This is a genomic window from Gordonia sp. 852002-10350_SCH5691597 (assembly GCF_001665715.1).
Lineage (GTDB): Bacteria > Actinomycetota > Actinomycetes > Mycobacteriales > Mycobacteriaceae > Gordonia > Gordonia sputi.
Genome location: NZ_LZMO01000026.1, coordinates 1 through 17,044 on the forward strand (window position 1 = coordinate 1; position 17,044 = coordinate 17,044).

The window sequence follows — 17,044 nt, forward strand, 5'->3', positions numbered from 1 at the left end:
TCCCATTCTGTCACTCAGACAGGGCATTTCGTCTATCCCTCACCGCCCAAACGAATACGAATCGGTGGATCGAGGCTAAGGCCTAGCGTTGCTGTCATGAGTACAGATCACCTCATGAGCAGGGCGTTGGCCACGTTGAACGAACTCGACGGTCCACTGTCGGTCGAGGTCATCCACCGCCTTGTCGAAGCCGACGAGATCGACGAACCGCTGACCATCGCACAGACCGCCGCGATGCTCGACGTCTCGGCGCACACACTGCGGTACTACGAGCGAATCGGACTCGTCGACGTGCCCCGCGACGCGTCGGGAAACCGGCTCTACGACGCCGACGCCGTGCGCAGACTCGTCTTCGTGACACGAATGAGACTGTCGGGCATGGCCATTCGCGACCTCCAGCACTACGTCGAACTCGTCGACGAGGGCGACGACACCGTGCCGGAGCGGCTCGAGATGCTGCTAGAACACCGCGACACCATTCGACGCCAGATCTCCGAACTCACGCTGTCGCTGGCAGCAACCGAATACAAGATCGCCACCTACGGCGGAAGGACTCAGCCATGACTGCATCAACAGACTCGACAACCCGGAACCGCAGGCGCATCGGTTCCCTCGAGGTCTCACCGCTCGGATTCGGTTGTATGGGAATGAGTTTCGCTTACGGCGAGGCCGACCAGGACGAGGCGAGGGCGACGCTGCATCACGCACTCGATGTCGGGGTCAACCAACTCGACACCGCCGACGTCTACGGCGTGGGCGCCAACGAGGAACTGCTCGCGCAGGTTCTGGCCGACCGGAGAGACGACGTGGTGCTCGCGACCAAGTTCGGTATCGAGATCGATCCCGAAACCGGTTATCCCAACGGCGAAGTCGACGGTTCGCCGGAGTACCTGCGGTCCGCCGTCGATGCCTCGCTGCGACGTCTCGGCGTCGACACCATCGACCTCTACTACCTGCATCGCGTCGACCCGAAGCTGCCGATCGAGGAGACTGTCGGGGCGATGGCAGAGTCGGTGGCCGCCGGTAAGGTTCGCGAGCTCGGGATCAGCGAGGCCAATGCCGACACCCTGCGTCGCGCAGCGACGGTGCACCCCATCGCGGCATTGCAGTCGGAGTGGTCGTTGTTCAGTCGCGACGTCGAATCGTCGGATGTGGTTGCCGCGCGTGAACTGGGTGTCACGATGGTGCCCTACAGTCCGCTTGGTCGCGGCATGTTGACGGGATCTGCTGCGGCAGTGCAGGTTTCCGACGGTGACTTCCGTTCGACGCTCCCGCGGTGGCAGGCCGAGAACCTCGACCACAACCTCGCTCTCGTCGACGAGGTACGCACCGTGGCAACCGAGGTCGGCGCCACGCCGGGTCAGGTCGCGTTGGCGTGGCTGCTGGCTCAGGGTGACGACGTCGTCCCGATCCCCGGCACCAAGCGCACGCGCTACCTCGACGAGAACCTCGGCGCGCTGTCGGTGGAATTGAGTTCAGATCAGCTCGAGCGATTGTCGACGCTGCGCCCCGCAGGCGACCGCTACCCCGACATGAATTGGGTGGCGGGCCGGTCGTCGTAGTTCATACCGCGCCCCTTTGCCAAAATCTAGAACGTGTTGCAGTTCTGTGGCATTGTCGGGAGTCGTGATCCTGGACAGATTCCGACTCGACGACACCGTCGCGATCATCACGGGTGCGGGGCGCGGCCTCGGAGCGGCGATCGCTGTCGCGTACGCCGAGGCGGGCGCCGATGTGGTGATCTCCGCGCGCAGCGAAAGCGAACTGGAGAAGGTGGCCGCCGAGGTCGCCGACCGAGATAGGCGTGCGCGCGTCGTCGTCGCCGACCTTTCCGATCCCGACGCTGCAGCGGCGCTCGCGCAGACCGCCGTCGACACGTTTGGACGGCTCGACACCGTCGTGAACAACGTCGGCGGCGCGATGCCACGACCGCTGCTCGACACCTCACCGAAGAATCTGAGCGATGCGTTCGGTTTCAACGTCGCCAATGCTCATGCGCTGGTCACGGCTGCGGTTCCGAGGGTGTTGGAGACCGCGGGCTCGGGATCGATCATCAACATCACTTCTGCTGTGGGGCGGCTGCCGGGCCGGGCGTACGCGGCATACGGCACGGCCAAGGCCGCGCTCGCGCACTACACGCGGCTCGCGGCGATGGACCTCAATCCGCGCATCCGGGTCAACGCGATCGCGCCCGGGGCGATCCTGACGTCGGCCCTCGACATCGTGGCCGCCGACGACACCATGCGGACCGCGATCGAGAACGCGACACCGATGCGCCGTCTCGGCGAGCCCGAAGACATCGCCGCCGCGGCCGTCTACCTCGCGTCACCTGCCGGTGCCTACGTGACCGGAAAGGTGCTCGAGGTCGACGGCGGAATCATCGCTCCGAACCTCGACCTACCGATCCCCGATCTGTAGGACGCGCGGCTCAGGAGGCGACGAGTCGTGGTTGTCGGCCAGCCAACTCTGCCAGTCATCGACGGTGTCGAACAGCAGCGTCGGGGCGTCGGCTTTGGCCATGTTGACACGGTAGTCGGGGCCCGTGACGTGGGTACTGTTGTCTCATGGATCAGTTCCTGCACTTCGCGGGCGATTACTGGTGGCTGATATTTCCGATCGGTGGAGTCGCCGGTGGTTGGTTCGGTTCGCTCGCGCGGTACAACGAGAAGCGTCGACGCGACAAGATCGAACTCGCCCGGGTCAAGGCGAGCGCGCAGACCGAACAGCTACGACTCACCCAGGCCGACAAGGCGTCCGTCACCAAGGTGCTCGAGAAGCACGACGCGATAGATCAGCGATGGTTCGGGTACGAACTCGACCTGGCGACGCTGATCGAGTTCCCCATGATGACCGACATGCGTGAGCCGCTGACGCTCGCGTTCCATCGCGCGAAGATCCGCGCCGACGACCTGCGCCCGACGTCGGCCGACCAGAAGCTGGACCCACTCGAGTTCGAGCGCTACCGCGACGCCGTCGGCGACTACGAGGCCGCCTTCGACGCAGCAGAGCGCGAGGCGCGGCGTCGGAAACAGTCCGACTTCTCGCCCGTCGAGCGCGAATCACTCGACCGCGCGCGCAAACTGATCTCCGTCGCCGCCGACGCCGCCGCCACGCCCGCCGAACGCCAGGCCGCCTACCGCAAGGCGCGCCAGGAGCTCGACGGACTCATCGACATCCCCGACGTCGCCGCCGCCCAGATCGAGCAGCGAATCGCGGGCGAGCTGGAGCGCTGAAACGGCCGCTGCGTCGAGTAGCGATTGGGCTCGTCGGATCGGCAACTCACGCGCGCCGTCGACGCGGGCACCCTCGTGCGAGTGTGGCCCGGCGCCTACGTGCTGCCCGACAAGAGCCGTACGCCGGAGGTCAAGCATCGGCTGAAGGCCGTCGCGGCAACGCTCCTATCCGAATCCGACGTACCGCTGAGTCATCAGTCGGCGGGAGTGCTCCACGGGATGTCGCTGCTGTTCCCCGATCTCGCGCGGGTGCACTTGACCACTGGGCACAAGACCGGCGGACGCATCGAAACCCAGCGGCATCTGCACTCCGGTCGGCTGGGGCCCGACGACGTCACGGTGATCGACGGCATCGTGGTGACGTCGCTGGAGGTCACCGCCGTCGACATCGCGTGCAGCGGCAACTTCTACCAGGCGCTGGCCGTGCTCGACTCCGCGCTGCGACTCGGTGCCGATCGCGAGAAGATGTCGGCGCTCCTCGATTCTCGACGCCGCGGAGTTGCCGTTGCCCGCAAGGCGCTTGCGTTCGCGAGCCCACTGGCCGACAACGCGGGCGAGTCGTGGGGCAGAGGTCAGATGATCGTCGCCGAGCTGCCTGTTCCACGACTGCAGCGAGAGTACTTCGACGCCGACGGCCAATTCGTCGCCAAGGTCGACTACGACTGGGAGGGCAAGCTCGTCGGCGAGTTCGACGGGATGCGCAAGTACACCAAGGATCTGGGCGACGACGAGACCGCGCTCGACGTGATGAAGCGCGAGAAGGCCCGCGAAGATGGCGTCAGGCGCCTCGGGCCGATGGTGATCCGATGGGTGTGGGCCGATCTACGAAAGAACCGCGTGGTGCCGATGGTGCGAGAGTGGCTGGAGCGCTTGGAGATTGCCGGGCAAGGTCAAGCCTCCGAGTCGACGGCCCCGGCGAACTGGCTGCGGTACAGCCGGCAGTACGCGCCCTGAGCGGCGAGCAGCCCGTCGTGGGTGCCCTGCTCGACGATGTGCCCGTCTTCCATCACCACGATGACGTCGGCGTCGCGGATGGTCGAAAGGCGGTGCGCGATAACGAAACTCGTGCGGTCGGTGCGCAGCGCGGCCATCGCTTTCTGGATGAGCAGCTCGGTGCGGGTGTCGACGGAGCTGGTGGCCTCGTCGAGAATCAGGATGGTCGGGCGGGCGAGGAAGGCGCGCGCGATCGTGATGAGCTGTCGCTCACCGGCACTCACGCCGCCGCCTTCGTCGTCGAGCATTGTCTCGTAGCCGTCGGGCAGGATGCGGACGAAGTGGTCGACGTGGCTCATGCGCGCGGCCTCGAGGACCTCCTCGCGCGATGCCGTGGGGTCGCCGTAGGCGATGTTCTCGTAGATGGTTCCGCCGAACAGCCACGAGTCCTGCAGCACCATTCCGGTGCGCTCGCGCAGGTCGTCGCGGGTCATCTCACGGGATTCGACGCCGTCGACGGTGATGGTTCCGGAGTCGACGTCGTAGAAGCGCATGATGAGGTTGACCAGGGTGGTCTTTCCCGCGCCGGTCGATCCGACGATCGCGACCATGTGACCGGGACGTGCGACGAGTGAGAGGTCGTCGATGAGCGGTTTGTCGGCGACGTAGCGGAACGAGACGTCGTCGAATTCGATGAGCCCACGGTCGTGCTCGGGCGTCTTCGGGTTCTTCGGGTCGGGGGTCTGTTCGTCGGCGTCGAGGATGTCGAAGATGCGCTCGGCCGACGCCACGCCGCTCTGCAGCAGGTTGACCATCGACCCGATCTGCGTGAGCGGCTGCGTGAACTGACGTGAGTACTGGATGAACGCCTGCACCTCGCCGAGGCTCAACGCGCCCGATGCCACGCGCAGTCCGCCGACGACGGCGACCGCCACGTAGTTGAGGTTGCCGAGGAACATGATCGTCGGCATGACGGTGCTCGAGATGAACTGTGCACGCCAACTCGACTGGTACAGCTTCTCGTTGCGCTCGTCGAATTCGGATTCGACGTCGGCCTGACGATTGAACGCGGTCACCAATTCGTGCCCGGTGAACGCCTCTTCGACCTGGGCGTTGAGCTTGCCGGTCGACGACCACTGCGCCAGGAAGTGCGGCTTGGAGCGCTTGGCGATCAGCGCGGTTGCGCCCGCGGCCAGCGGCACGGTGACAAGCGCGATGAGCGCCAGCAGAGGCGAGATCCAGAGCATCATCACCAGGATCGCGATCACCATCAGGACGGAGTTCAGCAACTGGGAGATGGTCTGCTGCAACGTCTGTGACAGATTGTCGAGGTCGTTGGTGACGCGACTGAGCAGATCGCCGCGCGCGGTGGCGTCGTAGTAGCTCAGAGGGAGGCGGTGGATCTTTGCCTCGACCTCTGCGCGCAGATGCTTCACGGTGCCGACGACGACGATGTTGAGCAGATAGGCACCGAGCCACGACAACAGCGCCGAGCCGACGTAGAGCGCGAGCACGATCAACAAGACGCGGCCGACGTCGCCGAAGTCGATGCCCACACCCGGGGTGACGTTCATCGAGTTCACCATGTCGGCGAGGGTGCCGTTGCCGCGCTCGCGCAGCCCCTCGACCGCCTGCGCCTTGGTGGTCCCCGCGGGAAGCATCTTGCCGACGACGCCGTCAAAAATGATGTTGGTGGCGTCGCCGAGCACTCGTGGTGCGAACGCCGTGAGGATCACCGATCCGATGATCGACAACACGACGACGCTCATCGAGGTCCGGTAGGAGAACAGTAATCCGATGAGCCGCTTGATCGACGGGCCGAACGACCGCGCCTTGGCCACGACTGGTCCCGCAGCCATCGGGCCGCGGCCTGGCCCCGGGGGAGCGGGGGCTGCGCCGCCTGCGCGGGTCATGCAGACTCTCCGATCGCGAGCTGAGACTCCGCTATTTCGCGGTACGTCTCGGAGGTCGCGAGAAGTTCGTCGTGCGTGCCGATCCCGACGATCCGACCGCGATCGAGTACGACGATCTGCTCGGCGTCGACGATGGTCGAGATGCGCTGGGCGACGATGATGACGGCGGACTCCGACGTCGCGGGTGCGAGTGCGGCGCGTAGGCGTGCGTCCGTGGCGACGTCGAGGGCCGAGAACGCGTCGTCGAAGAGGTAGACCGACGGTTTGCGCACCAGCGCACGGGCTATGGCGAGGCGCTGACGTTGACCACCCGATACCGTGGTGCCGCCCTGGGAGATCGGGGTGTCGAGGCCGTCGGGCATACGCTCGACGAAGTCGGCGGCCTGCGCGATGCGCAACGCCTCCCAGACCTCCTCGTCGGTGGCGTCGGGTTTGCCGTTCCGAATGTTCGACGCGACGGTCCCCGAGAACAGGTATGGGCGCTGCGGGACGAGGCCGATGGCATCGCGCAGGGTGTTGGGGTCGAGGCGTCGGACATCGGTGTCGCCGACGCGAACCTCACCGGCGGTGACGTCGATGAGTCGTGGCACCAGACCGACGAGTGTGGTCTTGCCGGAGCCGGTCGAGCCGACGATGGCGGTTGTGGTGCCGGGCTCGACGCGAAAGCTGATGTCGGACAGGACGGGATCGTCGGCACCTGGATAGCGGAACTGTGCCCCTCCGAACTCGACAGTGGACGGTTGCGCGGCGAAGGGCACCGGATCTTGTGGTGCGCCGACGGAGGTCTCGGTGTCGAGGACCTCGCAGATGCGCTCGGCACAGACTGTTGCGCGCGGCGCCATCATTGCGAGGAACGACGCCATCATCACCGACATCAGGATCTGCATGACATAGGTGATCATCGCGGTCAGCGCGCCGATCTCGATGCTGCCGTCGGACACCAGATGGCCGCCGAACCAGATGATCGCGACGATGGTGACGTTCGTGATCAGCATGACGGACGGGAACATCAACGCCTGCATCCGGCCGACGCGCAGCGTGGCCTGGGCGAGGCTGTCGTTCGCGGTGGCGAAGCGGTCGATCTCGTAACGTTCGCGCACAAACGCACGGACCACTCGGATACCTGTGATCTGTTCGCGCAGAACACGATTGACCGCGTCGATGCGCTCCTGCATCGCGCGGAAGCCGGGGATCATACGCGCGATGATGACGCCCATCGCGACCGCGAGAACCGGCACCGCCACGACGAGCACCCACGACAACTGTGACCCGACCTTGATGCCCATGATGATGCCGCCGATGCACATGATGGGCGCCATCACCAGGATGGTGGTGCTCATGACGATCAACAACTGCACCTGCTGGACGTCGTTGGTGGTGCGGGTGATCAACGACGGCGCACCGAACGTCCCCATCTCCCTGGCCGAGTAGGTGTTGATCCTGTGCAACAGGTCGTGTCGGATGTCGCGTCCGGTCGCCAGTGCAGCCCGTGAGCCGAAGTACTGGGCGATGATGGTGCACACGATCTGGGCGATCGTGATGACCAGCATGACCGCACCGACGCGCAGGATGTACGACGTGTCGCCCTTCGCGACGCCGTTGTCGATGATGTCGGCATTCAGCGTCGGCAGGTACAACATGGCCACCGTCGCGATGAGCTGCAGTATCACGACGGCGAGCATGTGCCAGGGATACCGCGAGAGGTATGTCCGGATGAGGCGGGTCAGCATGTGGCGCTCACTCACACGACGCTAGCAAGCCGCGCCGACACCGTGCGAGACGTTTTCGGGGCGAACCCGTCCGACGGTGGGCGCAACCCGTCAGGCGGACGTCAACGCGACTGCCGCTTCGCCGGTGTAGGTGAGGTAGGTGAAGGACTCCTGGAAGTACAGGTTCACCACGTCGGCGTCGTGAGAGTCGTAGCCGATCGAGACATCCTGACCGATGGTCAGCTCGAAATCTCCTCCGCGCGTTGACAATACGAACGCTCCGGTGATTGCGGGTGCCCACACGATCTCGCCGTCGATCAGACGCTGGATGTGCTGGCGAACCGGATAACCGTGATTCGACGTCTCGTTGACGAGGTTGTACACATCGGCCGAGAGCGCGATGGAGTAGGGCCCGTCGATCGACGCGAGCTTGAGCGTCGAGAGGGCCGCGCTGAACGCCTCGGGGTAGTCACGCACGTCCTCGGGCAGCGGGATCGGTGTCGCGGTGGCCTCGGCGCGGATGCCCGAGATGCCGGCGGCGGCATATCCCTCGAAGATTGCGCGGTCTTCGGCCAGCGCGAGCTCGCGTGCGGCGTCGACCACCGGATCCCAGTCCGAATCCTCCGCGCCACGGTCGACGTCGTCGATGGCCTCGCGCGTGACGGTGAACGGCACCTTGAGTTCGATCAGCGGCTGCACGCTGCGCTTGAACGCCTGGATGCCATCGGCGGGGGCGTCGATCTTGGTGCGGTGGCCACGGGTGACCGATGACGCCTCGAGTCCGAGTGGTCCCTTGACGTCGACGAGTCGACGGCCCGCGATGTTGCGCTTGAACGACCGCGCTGCCTCTTCTTCGATGGCCTCCCAGGCGGACGCGGAGATGGGGGCGAGTTCGCGATGCAGATTGTTCATGGTGCGTCTCCTGGTAGTCGGTGGCGGGTTGTGTTGGCGAGTTGTGTTGTCAGGCAGAAGGTTGCGGGTGATTCACGAGGAGCGCAGCGATCCGATTCCCAGCGACCCGTCGCCGGGGTCGGTCGGCTCGGGTGGCGGAACCGGCGATGCGGCGTCGAGCGTGACCGGTGCGGGTGCGGGCACATCGTGGGGAGCGTCGTCGTCGGAATCCGATTCGGCGGCGGCTGGGGCGTCGGGGAGGTCGTCGAAGAAATCGACGGTCGGGGTGAAGAACTGTGCCCCGGTCACGGCGGTCGTGAAGTCGAGCAGCCTGTCGTAGTTTCCGGGCGGATCGCCGATGAACATCTTGCGCAGCATCTCTTCGGTGACGTCGGGCGCCGAGGAGTACGCGATGTAGAAGGTGCCGGAGTCGCCGATGCCCGAGGCCTCGCCGTAGGGCATGTTGTCGCGGACGACGTCGATCTGCTCGCCATTGACGTCGTTGACCACATTGAGCGCGATGTGCGAGTTGGTCGGTTTCACGTCGTCGGACATCTCGATGTTGTCGAGTTTGGTGCGCCCGATCGCCGCCTCCTGGTCTTCGACCGAGATCGAATCCCATTCCTTGAAGTCGGTGACATAGCGCTGGATGGCGACGTAGCTACCGCCCGCGTACGCGGGGTCTTCGTCGCCGACGGTGATCGCGTCGATCGCAGCCTGGCCGACGGGATTCTCGGTGCCGTCGACGAAGCCGATGAGGTCGCGTAGGTCGAAGTAGCGGAAGCCGTGCACCTCGTCGACGACCGTCACGGCGTCGCCGAGTTCGCTCATCAACATGCGGCCGAGCTCGTAGCAGAGGTCCATCGCGTCGGCCTTGAGGTGCAGCAGCAGGTCGGCGGGAGTCGCAGGGGCCGTGTGGACATCGCCCGCGTACTCGACGAAGGGTCGAAGCGACTTGGGGCGATTGCCTGCGAACAGGCGGTCCCACGCATCCGAGCCGATCGACACGATGCCCGCGAGCGCCTGCTCGGGCGCTCGGGACGATACGGAGTTGATGCGCGACCCGAGGACGTCGAACATTCCCCGGACGGCGTCCTCGCCACCCGCGTTGATCGTCAGGACGAGGAACAACGCGTGCTTTGTTTTGCGTGTCAGAATCGTCTGCGGTACGGGCACGGTTTTCACTCTAGTGCAGCGCGCAATCCGCGCCGGTGAAAGTGTGTCCTCACGAAACTCAGGCCAGGCACACCGGTTGTCTACGACGCCTGTTGACTCAGCCCCGCGCAACCGCTCGCCCGGCGGCGCGGCCCGAGAAGATACAGCCGCCGAGGAACGTTCCCTCGAGTGCGTTGTAACCGTGCACACCACCGCCGCCGAATCCGGCGACCTCGCCAGCGGCATAGAGGCCGTCGAAGACCGAACCGTCGGGTCGCATCACGGCCGACTCGAGGTTGGTCTCCAGACCGCCCAACGTCTTTCGCGTCAGGATGTTCAGGCGCACCCCGATCAGCGGTCCGTGGGCAGGGTCGAGGATCTTGTGCGGCTTGGCCACACGCACGATCTTGTCGCCGAGGAACTGGCGCGCGTTGGTGATCGCCATCAACTGCGCGTCTTTGGAGAACTTGTTGTCGATCTCGTTGTCGCGTGCCGAGATGGTTCGCTCGACGTGCTGCAGATCGAGCTTGGGACCGCGGGTGATCTCGTTCATGCCCGCGACGAGTTCTGCGAGATTATCGGCGACGACGAAGTCGCTGCCGTTCTTCAGGAAGGCCTCGACAGGACCGGGCGCGCCTTTCGCGAAACGGCTCTTCGCGGCGAACTTGAGGTCTTTGTCGGTGATGTCGGGGTTCTGCTCCGAACCCGACAGCGCGAACTCCTTCTCGACGATCGACTGCGTCAGGATGAACCACGAATAGTCGTAGCCGGTCGCGAGGATCTCGCGCATCGTCGAATTGGTGTCGAAGCCGGGGAAGTTGGGCGGCTTGAGCCGATTGCCGTTGGCGTCGAGCCAGAGCGACGACGGCCCGGGGATGATGCGGATGGCGTGGTCGGGCCAGACGGGATCCCAGTTGTGGATGCCCTCGGTGTAGTGCCACATGCGGTCGCGGTTGACCAGGCTTGCGCCCGCTTCCTCTGCGATGCCGAGCATGCGACCGTCGACGTAGGCGGGGACACCGGAGATCATCGTCTTCGGGGCGGGTCCGAGGCGCTCCGTCGGCCAGTTCTTACGGATCAGCTCGTGGTTGTGACCGATGCCGCCGGTCGTGACGATGACCGCACCGCCGCGGATCTCGAAGTCGCTGATCTCATCGCGGTTCGACGCCTCGCCGCGGCCGGCAGCAGTCGGGGCGAGCTTTGACCCGCGCACACCGACAGCAGTGCCGTCTTCGACGACGATCTCGTCGACGCGATGCCGGAAGCGGAACTCGACGAGTCCGCGGCGCTCGGCGTCGAGCACGGGTTCGGCGAAGATGCGGACCACCTCGGGGCCGGTGCCCCAGGTCAGGTGGAAGCGCGGCACCGAGTTGCCGTGGCCGTCGGCGAATCCGCCGCCGCGTTCTGCCCACCCGACGACCGGTGTGATGCGCAGACCGAGATCGTGCAGGTACTGACGCTTCTCCGTGGCCGCGAAGTCGACGTAGGCGCGAGCCCACTGTCGAGGCCAGTAGTCCTCGTCGTCGCGGTCGAAGCCCGCAGAGCCCATCCAGTCCTGCAGCGCCAGCTCTGCGGAGTCGTGGATGCCGAGTCGACGTTGCTCGGGAGTGTCGACGAGGAAGAGCCCACCCAGCGACCAGAACGCCTGCCCACCGAGGTTGTTGCGGTTCTCCTGGTCGACGACGATCACCCGACGACCCGCCTTGGCGAGTTCGTACGTGGCGACGAGTCCGGCCAGACCGGACCCGACGACGATGGCATCGGCTTGTCCTGCATCCACATGCGCTGTGTTCACGAGAGCCTTCCTCGATATGTCCTGCTTATGGGACGACCCTATCCCCGGGGGCTCCGGTGAGGTAGCGCCGACGGGTATCGAGATGTGACAACCGACATGTGGCAACTGGGCGCCCTGTGACCTAGTTGACGCAGCGCAGGTATGGACCGTGCGTGTGACGTGGGTAATGATCATCTGCGTGTCTCAACCGACGGTCAGTCTCAATCGACGGTCAGTCCCAACCGACGGTCAAGGGTCGATGTACCTTTTGCTGCTGCGTTATGCAGCCGTTACACTCTGTCGCGTTGGGGACCAACTCAGTCGGCAAGGCCGCTGGCCCCATTTCCTGCCCGTATGAACGAGGCCCGTCCGGGTCAAGATCGTAAGGACTTTTCTCATATGTTGACTCGTGCGCGCAAGCGCCTCGTTGCCGCTGTGGGCGCCATGGCGGCGCTCGGCGGCCTGACCATGGCCGTGGCCCCCGAAGCCCACGCGGCCGGCCAGACCGAATACGTGTACTCCGCAGCGATGCACAAGAACATCCCGGTTCGCATCGTCGACGGTGGCGGCGGGGGTCCCAAGCCCACGCTGTACCTGCTCGACGGTCTGCGTGCCCCGAACAACACCAGCGGCTGGCTGCAGAACAACACCGGCGCCGACCGCTTCATGGTCGACAAGGGCACCAACCTGGTCATCCCCTTCGGCGGTGGCGGCAGCTTCTACACCGACTGGGAGCGCGCAGATCCGAAGCTGGGCGTGAACAAGTGGGAAACCTTCCTCACCCGCGAACTGCCGGCGTACATGAAGCGCAAGCACAACTCGGACAATCGCCGTAACGGTATCGCCGGACTGTCGATGTCGGGAACGTCGGCGCTCAACCTCGCGTCGCGGCACCCGAACTTCTACAAGGCCGTCGCGTCCTACAGCGGCTACCCGACCGTCACGTTCCCCGGATTCACGCAGGGCATCCAGGCGTCGGTCGCGATGATGGGCGGCGACCCCAACAACATGTGGGGCTTCTACCCGGCGGGTGAGTGGTTCCAGAACGATCCGTTCTTGAGCGCGAACAACCTCGCGGGCCACTACGTGTACCTGTCGTCGGGCACCGGTCTCGGCAGCAAGTTCGACAGCTCGGTGAACCCGAGCAGCGCGAACTTCAACCCGGTCAAGTTCTCGCAGATGGTTCCGCTCGAGGTGGCCGCATCGGTCAGCACGCGCCTCTACATCCCGCGTGTCGCGGCGGTCCCGGGCGTCAAGCTCACCACGCACGTCACCCCCGATGGCGACCACTGGTGGGACTACTGGCAGGAGAACTTCCGCCAGTCGTGGAACACCACGTTCCGCCCCGCGTTCTTCTGAGCCGCGGCCAGGTAGCTGAACAACCGAACAACTGAACACGACGAGGGCCGGCGATCAACCCGATCGCCGGCCCTCGTCGTAGTGCGGGTGGGGTGGGCGTGCGGTGCGGGCGAGTGGTTTCGACACGGCTGCTCGCTTCGCTCGCGGCCGCTCAACCAGCGGTAAAGGGCGGCTCAGCCCGGCGGGGTGTGTGGTTTCGACACGGCTGCTCGCTTCGCTCGCGGCCGCTCAACCAGCGGTAAAGCGGGGCCGGCTCAACCAGCGGTGAAGGCGGGCCGGCTCAACCAGCGCCAATGGCGGGCCGGCTCAACCAGCGGGCTCGGGCTGACCTACTCGCCCGAGTCCTGCGTGCCGCGGCGGCGGAAGGCGCGGGCCTCGTCCAGCGCGGAGCGGGGTGTGCCGTCCGACGAGTCCTCATCGACTGCGGGTACCTGGCGGGTCGGCTGGTCTTCGTCATCCCCGGCGTCGGAGGCAGCGGGCCCCTCGACGCGTGGGATGCGCTGAGTCGGACGATCCCACATGTAGGCGTCGTCGTCCTCGTCGGCGTGCGTTTCCGTCTCGGCCGCACCGATCGCCGTCGTTGCGGCATCGTCGGTGTTCTCGGGCGCAGCATGGCGGTTGCGGCCCGAAAGGCCTGCTCCTGCCGCTGTTCCGGCGAGCGCTGTCGTCGTTGCGGCGCCCCTGCGACGATCGGAGTCGTGGTCGTCGACGTAGCCGGGCTCGTCGTCGTAGACGTCGGGGCTCTCGAGGTTCTTGTCAGAGGTGTTGCGGGTCCGCCAGATGATCAGAATCCATGCGAGCAGCAGTAGCGCGCCGATGATGCCGAGGATGAGCGGCAACCAGAATCCGCCCATCTTGAGCAGATTCATGTAGTGGTGGGCACGATCGGCCTGCGCGGTGACCGTCGTGTCCGACCACTGGAAGGTTGCCTTCAGGGCGTCGAGCTTGAAGTCGCGAACCGGCGCGGGCGTCCCGTCGCTCTGGTCGGGCGACTTGAAGTACTGGCGCTGATCTTCGCGACCGTTGACGATCGTGCCGGTCTCGGGCTCGACGAAGACGTGGCGGGTCGCCGACGCGTAGCGGTGCATCGTGATCTTGTCGTCGGGCTTCACGCCGCGACCGGAGATGCCCCACCATTTGGCGGGCATCGTGAGCATCGTGCCCAGCGCGGCCTCACCCTGTGCGTTGGGCAGTGACGAGAGGTCGGTCTCGGGAACCTCGGAGACGAACTCGTAGGTCTTGACTCCGTTGAAGGTCTTCTCGCCGACGTACTTGGCGGGCTGGTCCTGCCGGGTGTTGAGGTCGTAATAGAGGTACGAGCGCTTCTTGACGTTGAAGCCGAACTTGTACTGGAAGCCCTTACGGTCGGGCAACTGGACCGACACGTCCTTGACGTTCACGCCCTCCGGTGCCGCTTCGAGCTGCAGCGAGCTGACGGTTCCGTTGGGCACCGACGTCTTGCGGTTGACCGACACCCTGTCGATGGTCGCGGTGAGCAGACCGTCGTCGCATTTGAGGTCGCCTTCGGCGCGGGGAGCGGGTGGGGTTGTCTCCTTGCCATCGGCGTCGCGGATGCGGTCGATCTGAACCGTCTGCGCGGACTGCACCGTCGCCTGTCGCTTGTCCGACGGCTCGATGATCACGCTCCGACGCTGCTGCGTCAGATGTGCGTCGAGTGTGCGGGCCTTGGGCTGGGAGATCGAGCAGCGATCGAAGATGACCGCGGGGAAGCGTTCACCGGCCGAGCCGTCGGCAGGGACCGTCGACGCGTCGGATGTGATGTCGAGATCGAGTGGCACCACGCGCAACTGTGGCACCAGGAACGCCGGGATGGCGATCGCCGCGGTGATGCAAGCAACCCCGAGGAATGCCAGCAGCGCCAGCCAAACTCGTCTCATTCTCGACTCCTGTGCGGTTCGGGCCCGGTGCATCGTGTCGACGAGCAGGCCACGGTCAACGCTCTCACCCTAATGGTCGGCCACCGGGTATCAGCCCATGCCGGTTCGATCGGCACGCCGGTCCCGTTCGGCTTCTTTCATGATTCCGGCCATGTAGCCGTAGATCTCCGCGTCCGACATCGCCTTCCAGCGCGGTGCCAGCAGCTTCATGTACTTCTCGACGTAGAGCAGTTGCTTTCCGACGAGCACCAACTCCCGCGGCAATCGGGCGTCGTGCGCGCGTGCGACCGCGGCGAGTTGTCGCCCGAGGTCGGTGTAGCTCATGTCGCCGAGATCCGTCGTCGACAGCGGTGTGGTGATCTTGCGAATGTCAGCCCCGCCCTGGGTCGTCGAACCGGGGTTGCGGACGGCTCCCAGCAGAAAGATGGCGCGACCCGCCGATTCGTAGTCGTTGCGGACGATCAGGTCGACGACGAGCTGACGCAGAATGCGTCGGGTTCGTGGCGTGAAGCGTCCGACGATGCCGAAGTCGAGCAGCACCAGGCGGCCGTCGGCGTCGACGAGGACGTTGCCCGCGTGGAGGTCGCCGTGGAACAAGCCGCCGTGAAACGCCGACTCGAGCAGCGACAGCAACAGGTTTCGACACAGCGCCACACCATCGTGTCCTGCGGCGCGCACTGCAGCGGCGTCGTCGATGCGGGTGGCGTAGATGCGTTCCATCGTCATGACCCGCGCGGTTGTCAGGTCGTCGTAGACCCTGGGAACGCGAACACGATCACCGAACTGTCCGGGTTTGAGACATTCGTACCATTCGCGCATGGCGTCGGCCTCGTTGCGGAAGTCGAGCTCGGCGTCGAGACCGTCGGCAAAATCTTCGACGACGTGCCGCGCCGACAACATCCGGCCGTACTCCGAGATCTCAGCGAGACCCGCGAGCCGTTCGAGGATCGCGACGTCGGGTGCGAGGCGCTCGGCGATTCCGGGACGTTGGATCTTGACGACGACCTCGTCGCCGCTGTGCAGCGTCGCGGTATGAACCTGGGCGATGGACGCCGATGCGATCGGCACAGGGTCGAACTCGGCGAAGACGTCCTCGGGTGCGCTGCCGATCTCGTCGATGAAGACCTGCCGGATCGCGTCGGGGTCGGCGGGCGGAACGCTGTCGAGGAGCGATTCGAACTCCGACGCCAACGTCTCGGTGAAAACGCCGGGGCTCGACGCGATGAGCTGGCCGAGTTTCACGTAGGTGGGGCCGAGGTGCTCGAAAGTCGCACGCACTTGCGCGGCCGCGCGCTTGCCGCTCGGTGCACGCAGGTGAGCTGCATCGAATGCGGTGTCGAGGAGGAATTTGCCGACGCCAAGAGTTGCGTGGGCGGTGGTCACTCCCAGGCGCGTGACCTCGGCGATCGGCGACGCCGGGCGCAGACGTGCGCGGCGACCGTCGTCAACTGTGCTGTCCATGTTCCCCCCTGCTCGTCGTGCTTGCCGGTTCTCGCATCGCGCCCAGTGTAGGAGGTCGAAGTCGGAATCGGACATGACGTGCGAACCGGCAGGGTGTCCGGCCTCGCGTCAGCCGTGCTCCGGCTCGCCCGAAACCCGGTGGTCGGCGTGGTTGAGAGCCTCCGCGATGACCCTTCCGACGTGGCCGTCGCGCAGGCGGTAGATGATTCGACGCCCCTCGCGTCGTGTGTCGACGAGCCCGGTGAAGCGCAGCTTGGCCAGGTGCTGGCTGACAGCGGTCCGCGACGCTCCGACAGACTCGGTCAGGGCTGAGACATCACGCTCTTCGTCGCGCAGCAGCCAGAGGATGTGCAGCCGCGTGGGATCGGACAGCATGGTGAACAGTGCTGTCGCGGTGCCGAGCAGTTCCGGGTCGGGACTGACCCGGTGCTCGAGGCTCGGGGCAGGGGTGGCTGCCTGTTTCATCGGCGGTGATCACCGTTCGTCTGCGGTTGCGGTTGCTCGGTTCATCGTAAGTGAGATCCGCGGGTGCATTCGTAGGTTCGACGGTCGTGTGTTCGCCGTCCTGGTGGTAGTAGCCGGCCGCCAGCTGTACGCAGCGCCGACGAGTCCGAGTAGCGCGAGCGCCGACAGCACGAGCGCACACGCCGCGTTTCTGGTGACCTATCCCCTCGCGGGCCTCGGCGCGTCGATCACCGGGCAAGCGGCGTGTGCGCTC

At 65.6% G+C, this 17,044-nt stretch carries 15 protein-coding genes; 6 read left to right on the top strand and 9 right to left on the bottom strand.

What is annotated here, in order from left to right; genetic code table 11:
* Window positions 1-96: 96 nt before the first annotated feature.
* The 3 genes from A5777_RS02120 (at window position 97) to A5777_RS02130 (ending at window position 2,418) form a co-directional block, all read left to right on the top strand.
* A complete protein-coding gene (locus A5777_RS02120) occupies window positions 97-564 on the top strand; it encodes a MerR family transcriptional regulator (protein WP_039854700.1) in 468 nt (155 codons plus the stop codon).
* Window positions 561-1,562, top strand: a complete 1,002-nt coding sequence (locus A5777_RS02125) for an aldo/keto reductase (RefSeq protein WP_064861481.1) — start codon at window positions 561-563, stop codon at window positions 1,560-1,562. The genes A5777_RS02120 and A5777_RS02125 overlap by 4 nt, the downstream gene beginning before the upstream one ends.
* Window positions 1,563-1,626: 64 nt before the next feature.
* A complete protein-coding gene (locus tag A5777_RS02130) occupies window positions 1,627-2,418 on the top strand; it encodes an SDR family oxidoreductase (protein ID WP_039854733.1) in 792 nt (263 codons plus the stop codon).
* Here the strand turns inward: A5777_RS02130 and A5777_RS25620 are convergent.
* Complete coding sequence (locus A5777_RS25620; RefSeq protein WP_267626561.1) at window positions 2,398-2,520, bottom strand: hypothetical protein; 123 nt, start codon at window positions 2,518-2,520, stop codon at window positions 2,398-2,400. The two genes, A5777_RS02130 and A5777_RS25620, sit on opposite strands and share 21 nt — an antisense overlap.
* A gap of 44 nt (window positions 2,521-2,564) precedes the next feature.
* Here A5777_RS25620 and A5777_RS02135 point away from each other — a divergent pair, with 44 nt between their 5' ends.
* Window positions 2,565-3,233, top strand: coding sequence for a hypothetical protein (locus A5777_RS02135; protein ID WP_005203260.1), 669 nt, complete (start codon window positions 2,565-2,567; stop codon window positions 3,231-3,233).
* A gap of 24 nt (window positions 3,234-3,257) precedes the next feature.
* Window positions 3,258-4,187, top strand: coding sequence for a type IV toxin-antitoxin system AbiEi family antitoxin domain-containing protein (locus A5777_RS02140; protein ID WP_064861482.1), 930 nt, complete (start codon window positions 3,258-3,260; stop codon window positions 4,185-4,187).
* Here A5777_RS02140 and A5777_RS02145 read toward each other — a convergent pair.
* The 5 genes from A5777_RS02145 to A5777_RS02165 form a co-directional block, all read right to left on the bottom strand.
* Window positions 4,124-6,079, bottom strand: coding sequence for an ABC transporter ATP-binding protein (locus tag A5777_RS02145; protein WP_064861483.1), 1,956 nt, complete (start codon window positions 6,077-6,079; stop codon window positions 4,124-4,126). The two genes, A5777_RS02140 and A5777_RS02145, sit on opposite strands and share 64 nt — an antisense overlap.
* Window positions 6,076-7,809: an ABC transporter ATP-binding protein gene (locus A5777_RS02150; protein ID WP_064861484.1), complete on the bottom strand. Its 1,734-nt coding sequence runs from the start codon at window positions 7,807-7,809 to the stop codon at window positions 6,076-6,078. Before A5777_RS02150 ends, A5777_RS02145 begins: the two co-directional genes overlap by 4 nt.
* Before the next feature lie 90 nt (window positions 7,810-7,899).
* A complete protein-coding gene (locus A5777_RS02155; protein WP_005203247.1) occupies window positions 7,900-8,700 on the bottom strand; it encodes a family 1 encapsulin nanocompartment shell protein in 801 nt (266 codons plus the stop codon).
* 72 nt (window positions 8,701-8,772) lie between these two features.
* Window positions 8,773-9,855 (bottom strand): Dyp-type peroxidase, encoded by a 1,083-nt coding sequence (locus tag A5777_RS02160; protein ID WP_039854729.1) that lies wholly within the window; start codon window positions 9,853-9,855, stop codon window positions 8,773-8,775.
* A gap of 97 nt (window positions 9,856-9,952) precedes the next feature.
* A complete protein-coding gene (locus A5777_RS02165) occupies window positions 9,953-11,629 on the bottom strand; it encodes an FAD-binding dehydrogenase (RefSeq protein ID WP_376782592.1) in 1,677 nt (558 codons plus the stop codon).
* Between the two features lie 378 nt (window positions 11,630-12,007).
* Here A5777_RS02165 and A5777_RS02170 point away from each other — a divergent pair, with 378 nt between their 5' ends.
* Window positions 12,008-12,967 (top strand): alpha/beta hydrolase, encoded by a 960-nt coding sequence (locus A5777_RS02170; RefSeq protein ID WP_064861486.1) that lies wholly within the window; start codon window positions 12,008-12,010, stop codon window positions 12,965-12,967.
* Between the two features lie 329 nt (window positions 12,968-13,296).
* Here the strand turns inward: A5777_RS02170 and A5777_RS02175 are convergent, their stop codons facing one another.
* The 3 genes from A5777_RS02175 to A5777_RS02185 all read right to left on the bottom strand — a co-directional run bounded on the left by A5777_RS02175 (window position 13,297) and on the right by A5777_RS02185 (window position 16,791).
* Entirely contained in the window at window positions 13,297-14,865 is a 1,569-nt protein-coding gene (locus tag A5777_RS02175) for a DUF3068 domain-containing protein (protein ID WP_064861487.1), read from the bottom strand.
* A gap of 90 nt (window positions 14,866-14,955) precedes the next feature.
* The gene (locus A5777_RS02180; protein WP_064861488.1) at window positions 14,956-16,326 is read right to left on the bottom strand and encodes an ABC1 kinase family protein; all 1,371 of its coding nucleotides are present in this window, start codon (window positions 16,324-16,326) and stop codon (window positions 14,956-14,958) included.
* Window positions 16,327-16,434: 108 nt separating this feature from the next.
* A complete protein-coding gene (locus A5777_RS02185; RefSeq protein WP_064861489.1) occupies window positions 16,435-16,791 on the bottom strand; it encodes an ArsR/SmtB family transcription factor in 357 nt (118 codons plus the stop codon).
* Window positions 16,792-17,044: the final 253 nt, after the last annotated feature.